Genomic DNA, 7,462 nt, shown 5'->3' with positions numbered 1-7,462 from the left:
CGAGGCCCTGCCGCGGCGCCTGGACATCCCCGGCCTCGGCATGCGGGCGCCGGTCGTGGCCCGCGAGCCGGACGCGCGGGGCACGCTTGCTCCGCCCCCTTCCGACCGGCCGGGCGCCGTCTCCTGGTACGCGAACGGCGTGACACCGGGCGAGTCCGGCACGGCGCTGATGACCGGGCCCGCGGCGGCCGGCACGCTCGAGCCCGGCCAGAAGCTCCGCGTGCTCCGCGAGAACGCCCAGGTCGCCGAGTTCACGGTGGAGGCCGTCCAGAAGCTCGACCGCGACCGGTCCGACGCCGACGCCCTCCAGGTGCACCGGCCACGCCCCGACGAGCGGGCGGAACTGCGCCTCGTCACCTGCGCGGAAGCCCCCGGCAGGGCGAGCGCCCCCTGCACCGCCGAAGCGATCGTCTCGGCGTACCTGACAGCGACGACGAGGTGACCGGAGCCGGGGCGCTCAGGCCGAGCGCTCCCACTCCGCCGCCGAGACGGGGTGGGCGAACGGCCGCCCCGTGGCGTACCGCTCCAGTTCGTCCGCGGCGGCCGCCGCCATGCGGTGCAGTTCGTTGCCCATCGATCCGGCGATGTGCGGGGTCAGCAGCACGTTGGGCAGGTCGTAGAGCGGCGAGTCGGGCGGCAGCACCTCCGGCACCGTCACGTCGAGGACGGCGGCCAGCCTGCCCGACACCAGCTCCTCGGTGAGCGCCTGCTGGTCGATCAGCGAGCCCCGGGAGGTGTTGATCAGCGTGGCTCCGTCACGCATCAGCGCCAGCCGCTCCCGGCTCAACAGATGGCGCGTCGAGGGCAGTTCGGGTGCGTGCACGCTCACGACGTCGCTGCGCGCGCACAGTTCGTCGAGCCCGACGGCCGTCGTGCCCAGCCGCTCGGCCTCGCCGGGCAGCAGATACGGGTCGTGCAGCAGCAGTTCGAGATCGTGCGGGCGCAGCAGCTCCAGGACGCGGCGCCCGATCCGGGAGGCGCCGACGATGCCCACGGTCCGCCGGTAGTTGCCGGTACCGGCGTACGCGGACTGCCAGTCGTGGGCGGCGCGCCGGGCGCGGTAGTCGTCGCGGATGCGCAGCACGTCCTTGCCCGCGAGGAACACGAAGGCGACCGTGTACTCGGCGACCGGCAGGGCGTTGGCCCAGGCCGCGGAGGTGACCTCGATGCCGCGGCGCCAGCAGGCGCCGGTGATGTGGTGCTTGACGGAACCGGCGGCGTGGATGACGGCCCGGAGCCGGGGCGCGCGGTCGAGGACGTCCTGCGTCAGGGGCGGGCAGCCCCAGCAGCTGACGATGACCTCGGTCTCGCCGAGCGCCTGCTCCGCCGCGGGCGCAGTGAAGTCGTCGACGACGAGGGCGGGGTCGAGGTCGGCGAGCGCGGTCAGACGGCGCATCGTGGCGTCGTCGATCAGCCGGCCCGCCAGGTCGCTGTGCATGGCGAGCAGGGCCCGCGGGCGGCGGACGACGGAAAGGGGGTGGTGCACGGGCTACTCCCGGGAAGGATGCGCGGAGGGACGACGGTCACAAGGCGGTGGGGCTATTTGACGGCCCCGGCGGTCATGCCCGCCTTCCAGAAGCGCTGGAGTCCGATGAAGGCGACGACCAGCGGGATCACCGCGAGCAGCGAGCCGGTCACCACCAGGGGGTAGTACTCGGGGAACGCACGGGTCTGAGTGTTCCAGGAGTACAGCCCGAGGCTCACCGGGAACAGCTTGGTGTCGGACAGCATCACCAGCGGCAGGAAGAAGTTGTTCCAGATCGCGGTGAACTGGAACAGGAAGATCGTCACGAAGCCCGGCATCACCATCCGCAGCCCGATCGACCAGAAGGTCCGCAGCTCGCCGGCGCCGTCCATCCGCGCCGCCTCCAGCACCTCGCCGGGGACGTAGCCGCCGCAGAACACCCGGGCGAGGTAGACGCCGAAGGGATTGACCAGCGAGGGCAGGAAGACCGCCCAGAAGCTGTTGACGATGCCCACCTTGGAGGCGAGGAGGTACATCGGCAGCGCGAGCGCGGTCGTCGGCACCAGGACGCCCAGCAGGACGAGGCCGAACAGCTTCTCCTTGCCGGGGAAGCGGTACACGTGGAAGGCGTATCCGGCGGCGACGCAGAGGAACGCGCACAGCGCGGCGCCGACCCCGGCGTAGAGCAGGGAGTTGAGGTACCAGCGGAAGTACACCCCGTCTCCGGTGGCGGCCAGGTCGGCGAGGTTCTGGCCCAGGTTCCAGCGTTCGGGCGTCAGGGTGCGGCCGCCCAGCAGATCGCCGGTGTTCTTGGCCGCGGCGGTGAGCAGCCACAGCAGCGGCAGGACCATGTAGAGCGTGGCCAGGAGGAGGACGCCGTTGACGGCGGCCTTCGACAGCGACCAGGGGAGCCGGTGCCCGGTGTCCAGCGCGGAACGCGGCCGTGCGGGTGCGGTGACGCTCATGCCCCGGCTCCCTTCGCCGACGCGGAACGGCCGGCCGAACGGCCCCCGGAGAACCGGGTGACCAGGAACGACAGCGCGGCGGCGGCCAGCGCGAGCAGCACGGAGGCGGCCGCTGCCAGGCCGTAGTCGTTGCGTTCGAAGGCCGCGGTGTAGGCGTACATGTTGGGAGTCCAGGTGGTGACGACGCCGGGGGCCGCGCCGTGCAGGATCATCGGTTCGGTGAACAGCTGCAGCGAGCCGATCACGGTGAACAGGGCGACCATCGCCAACGACGGCCGGATCAGCGGGAGTTTGATGCTCGTGGCGATTCGCAGCGGGCCCGCGCCGTCGACGACGGACGCCTCCAGTACCTCGCGGGGGATCGCCTGGAGCGCGGCGAAGAAGATGATGAGGTTGTAGCCGGTCCACTCCCACAGTGCGATGTTGACCACCGCCGGCACGGGGTTGCCGAGCAGGTCGGCCTGCACCCCGGCGGAGTCGAGCGCGCCGATCACCGGGCTCACCCCCGGTGTGTACAGGTACATCCAGATCAGGGCGGCGATGATGCCCGGCACGGCGTGCGGCAGGAACAGCATCAGCTGGAAGAACCGCTTGGCGCGGGCGAGCGCCGAGTCGAGCAGCAGGGCCAGCAGCAGCGACAGGGCCAGCATCAGCGGGATGTAGAGCAGGCAGTACAGCGCGAGGTTGAGGAACCCGTCGCGGAACGCGGCGTCGCCGAGGGCGTCGGTGTAGTTGCCGAGGCCGCTGAACACGCGCTCCACCCCGCCGAAGCCGAGGCCGGAGCGCTTCTCCTTGTAGAGGCTCAGGTAGATCGCGTTGCCGATGGGGATGAGCGTGCAGGCGGTGAAAAGGACGAAGAACGGGAGCAGAAGCAGGGCCGGCGCCCCCGGCCGCCCCCGCCGCCGGGGGACGGGCCGGGCAGCTTTCGCCGATACGGCGGAGGCGACCCCCGGTGAGCCGGGGACCACCGGGACGGCCGGGGAGCCGTCCGGCGGCGCTGCCTTGTGCGGCGCGGGGGCGACCATCAGCCGGTCACCTTGATCCCGCGGTTGTTCAGCTCCTTCTTGGTCGCCGCCTCCGCGTCCCGCACGGCGGTCGCGATGTCGCCGCCCTTGTGGACCTCGGCGAAGGCGTCCTTGAGGGTGTTGTTGGTGGTGCCCATCACCGGACCCCACGTCCAGCCGTCCCGGATCGAGGCCGCGGCGTCCTCGTACAGGCCGTAGAGGTCCTGGTCGCCGAACAGGGTGCTCTTGAAGGCGCCCTTGGCGACCGGCAGCAGCGCGGGCGCGGCCGGGTAGGCGGAGGAGGTGCCGGAGGCGATACGGGCCTTGAAGCCGGCCTCGGTGGTGGTCGCCCACCGCGCGAACTTCACCGCCGCCTCGGCCTTGTCGCTGTCCTTGGACACGGCGAACGTGGTCCCGCCGAGCATGCCGCTCGCGGGCTTCCCGTCGAAGGTCGGCATCGGCGCGGCGGCCCACTTGCCGCTCTGGTCGGGCAGCGTCCCGCCGAGCACCCCGGCGCCCCAACTGGCGCCCAGGTAACCGGCGGTGCGGCCCTTCTGCAGGGAGGCGGTCCACTGCTGGGAGAAGGACGGGGCGACGTCGACCAGGTCGTCGTCGATCAGCTGCTGCCAGAAGTCGGCGGTCCTGTTGGTGGCCGCGTCCTGGAAGCCGACCTTCCAGGAGTCCTTGCCGGCCTTGAACCACTGCGCCCCGGCCTGCCAGGCCATCGCCTCGAAGGTGCTCGGGTCGTCGGGGAAGAACGTGGCGATACGGGCCTCGGGGTCGGCCTTCTTGATCTTCTCCGCGGCGTCGCGGAACTCGTCCCAGGTCTTCGGCGGGGCGGTGATCCTCGCCTTCTCGAAGACGTCCTTGCGGTAGTAGAAGGTCTGCGGGGCGGCGTCCAGCGGGAGCGCCCAGGTGGAGCCGCCCAGGGTGGTCATCTGCACGGCCTGCGGCAGGTACTGGGACTTCAGCTCGTCGGAGACGTGGTCGCTGATGTCCTGCACCGCGCCGCGGCTGACGAAGTCCGGCAGCTGCGGGTACTCGACGTTGAACACGTCGGGCGCGTTGCCCGCCTTCACCGCGTTGGAGATCTTGGCGTAGCCGCCGGCGTTGCCGGACGGGATCTCCTGGAAGGTGACGCGGACGTCCTTCTGGGAGGCGTTGAAGGCGTCCACGACCTCCTGGGTGCCCTTGGCCCAGCCCCAGAAGGTGAGGGTGACGGGGCCGCCGTCGCCCTTGGCGGACGCGTCCGCGTCGTCGCCCGAGCCGCATGCGGAGAGCGTGGCGAGGCACAGCGCGGTCGCCGCGGCGACGAGGTAGGTCGAGCGGGGAGAAGGCATGGCGCGGCTCCAGGGGAAGTCACGGGCACCGGAGTCGCACCGGCACCGCACGCTGAATTGCCGCCATCCTGAGTCGCGCTCCGATCGAAGTCAAGACTTTTCGATCGAATGATCTCACTTGATCAGGTGGGTGCTTCTATACAGTCCTTGCTATCGTTCGATCGCTGAGCCGGAGGATCCCGCCATGCATCTGCCGCCCGAGGACCGCACCCTCAGCCCGTACACCGGCTGGACCAGGACGCACTGGGAGGCCGCGGCCGACGCCCTGCTCGCCGCGGTACTCCCCTACGCCGGTCCCCGCCACGCCCTCATCGACCTGCCGGGACCCCGCCCCAGCTGGTCCGGCCGGCGCTCCGACGGACTGGAGGGCTACGCCCGGACCTTCCAGCTCGCCGCCCTTCGTGTGGCCGGCGCCGGCGGTGCCGACCCGCACGGCCTGATGGAGCGTTATGCCGAGGGCCTGGACGCCGGCACCCGCACGCCCACCACCGAACGCGACCTCGCCGACGGCGACATGACCTCCTGGGGCGTGATCACCGACCGGTGCCAGGCCATGGTCGAGGCGTCCACCGTCGCCCTGGGCCTGCGCCTGACCCGTCCCTGGCTGTGGGACCGGCTCGACGACGGCGTCCGCGAACGCGCCGGACGCTGGCTCGCCGGGGCCCTCCGCCACAAGCCCCACGACAACAACTGGTCGCTGTTCCCGCTGACCGTCGGCGGTTTCCTCGCCGAGGCCGGCATCGAGACCGAGGCCGCCCACGCCGCCGTCGAGCGGGGCCTGGCGAAGATCGAGCAGTGGTACCTCGGCGACGGCTGGTACACCGACGGCCGCCCCCGCGCCTTCGACCACTACAACGGCTGGGCCCTCCACCTGCTCCCGGTCCTGCACGCCCACCTCGCGGGCGACCAGGCGCTCCTCGCCGTCTACGGCGACCGGCTCGCCGCCCACCTGGACGGCTACGCCGCCACCTTCGGCGCCGACGGCGCCCCCGTCCACCAGGGCCGCTCCCTGACCTACCGGTTCGGCACCGCCGCCGCTCTCTGGGCCGGCGCCCTCACCGGCCGCACCCCGCTCACCCCGGGCACGACCCGCCGCATCGCCTCCGGCGCCCTGCGCTACTTCCTCGACCGGGGCGCCCTCGACGAGCGCGGCCTGCTCACCCTCGGCTGGCACGGCCCGTACGCCCCCCTTGTCCAGCCCTACTCCGGCCCCGCCTCCCCCTACTGGTCCGCCTGCGGCTTCCTCGGCCTCCTCCTGCCGCCCGACCACCCCGCCTGGACGGCGCCCGAGGAACCCGCTCCGGCCGAACGCGCCGACCACGTGCGGGCGTTGCCCCACCCCGGCTGGCTCGTCCAGTCCACGGCCGCCGACGGAGCCGTACGCCTCCACAACCACGGCAGCGACGACCAGCCCCGCGACGAGACGCTCCCCGACAACCCCCTCTACGCGGCCCTCGCCCACTCCACCGTGACCGGCCCGACGACCGACCTGCCGGACAACCACTTCGGCCTGGAGACCGACGGCGAGATCAGCGAACGCGGCCGCATCGCCCCCCTCGGCACCGGCCCCGGCTGGGCCGCCTCCACCCACCGCCCGTTGCCCAGCGCCCGCATCACGTCCCTGACGCTCGCTCACGGCGCCGACGAACTACGCCTCCACGTGGTCACGGGAGCGGAGCCGGGGACCCCGGTGGTGCACGGCGGCTGGGCGGTGTCGGGCGAGGGTGAGATCAGGACGGCCATCCACGACACGGACTCCGGCCCCGTCGCACGGGCCGTCACGGATGACGGACTGCGCTCACAGGCGGGAGCCGTACATGGGCTGACGGAGGCTCAGGTGCGGCACTCCCGCGAGGCCACCGCCTTCGGCCCGAGGGCGGCGGCCCCGATCCTGCGAGGCACCACGCCGACCGACGCCCCCTGCCTCTTCGCGGCCACGCTCCGCCTCGACGGCCCCGGCGCCCCGGAGCCGGCCACGCAGCCCCACGTCACCATCACCCCACAGCAGCCCGCCCTTTGGGCTGTCACCGTCACCTGGCCCGACGGCACGGCCCACCGCGCGACCCTCGCACCCGGCAAAGTGGAGGTCACCGAGACGCCCGCCTGACGAGGCGCCCGCCTCAGACTGTGCCCCCGCAGGACTTGCGGACCTTCAGCGTCGGCAGCAGCTCCACCTGGTGCACCGGCAGCGCGTCGCCCTCGTCGAGCCGCCGCAGCAGCAGGTTCAGCGCCTCGGCGCCGACCGCGCGCTTCGGCGGGGCCACGGCGGTCAGCGGCGGCTCCGAGAGCGCGGCGAACACGTCGTCGTACGAGATCAGCGCCAGGTCCTCCGGCACGGTCAGCCCGTGCGGGCGCAGCAGCGGCGGGAGCTGGATGGCGTCCTGGTCGTTGTGCACCAGCACCGCCCGCACACCCGAGCGGGCGGCCTCGGCGATCCGGTCGGCCAGCTCCGCGTCGTCATCGGGGGAGCGGGCACCGGCCGGGCTGGGCACGTCGATCACCGGCAGGTCGGTCAGCCCGAGTTGGCGCACCCCGTCCGCGTAGCCCGCGCGGACCTCGTGCGCGGTGCGCGTGTCGGAGCGCGCGGCGAGCAGCACCGACTCGTGCCCGAGCCCGGCCAGATGGCGCAGGGCCAGCAGCACGCCGTGCCGGTGGTTGGAGCAGACGGCGTCCAGCCGCGCGGCGGGG

7 protein-coding genes are annotated in these 7,462 nt (G+C 72.7%); 2 read left to right on the top strand and 5 right to left on the bottom strand.

Annotated elements, in window-relative coordinates:
- Positions 1-442, top strand: a 442-nt coding sequence (locus N4P33_RS30110) for a sortase domain-bontaining protein (protein WP_399030369.1), incomplete at its 5' end; no start/stop codon positions are given.
- A gap of 15 nt (positions 443-457) precedes the next feature.
- On the opposite strand, the gene N4P33_RS30105 is transcribed toward N4P33_RS30110, so the two are convergent.
- From N4P33_RS30105 to N4P33_RS30090, 4 genes are all read right to left on the bottom strand, one after another.
- A complete protein-coding gene (locus N4P33_RS30105) occupies positions 458-1,438 on the bottom strand; it encodes a hydroxyacid dehydrogenase (RefSeq protein ID WP_260830108.1) in 981 nt (326 codons plus the stop codon).
- 101 nt (positions 1,439-1,539) lie between these two features.
- Positions 1,540-2,430, bottom strand: coding sequence for a carbohydrate ABC transporter permease (locus N4P33_RS30100; RefSeq protein WP_260830107.1), 891 nt, complete (start codon positions 2,428-2,430; stop codon positions 1,540-1,542).
- Positions 2,427-3,455 carry a carbohydrate ABC transporter permease gene (locus tag N4P33_RS30095; protein WP_260830106.1) on the bottom strand — a complete coding sequence of 343 codons (1,029 nt, stop codon included), beginning with the start codon at positions 3,453-3,455 and terminating at the stop codon, positions 2,427-2,429. Before N4P33_RS30095 ends, N4P33_RS30100 begins: the two co-directional genes overlap by 4 nt.
- Positions 3,455-4,774, bottom strand: a complete 1,320-nt coding sequence (locus tag N4P33_RS30090) for an ABC transporter substrate-binding protein (RefSeq protein ID WP_260830105.1) — start codon at positions 4,772-4,774, stop codon at positions 3,455-3,457. The genes N4P33_RS30095 and N4P33_RS30090 overlap by 1 nt, the downstream gene beginning before the upstream one ends.
- A gap of 184 nt (positions 4,775-4,958) precedes the next feature.
- Between N4P33_RS30090 and N4P33_RS30085 the strand changes: the two genes are divergently transcribed.
- Positions 4,959-6,881, top strand: coding sequence for a DUF2264 domain-containing protein (locus N4P33_RS30085; protein WP_260830104.1), 1,923 nt, complete (start codon positions 4,959-4,961; stop codon positions 6,879-6,881).
- A 13-nt stretch (positions 6,882-6,894) separates the two neighbouring features.
- Here the strand turns inward: N4P33_RS30085 and N4P33_RS30080 are convergent.
- A partial coding sequence (locus tag N4P33_RS30080; protein WP_260830103.1) for a substrate-binding domain-containing protein occupies positions 6,895-7,462 on the bottom strand: 568 nt, incomplete at its 5' end.

It is taken from the genome of Streptomyces sp. 15-116A (assembly GCF_025290915.1).
Classification (GTDB): domain Bacteria; phylum Actinomycetota; class Actinomycetes; order Streptomycetales; family Streptomycetaceae; genus Streptomyces.
This window is presented reverse-complemented; position numbering and strand designations above follow the sequence as displayed.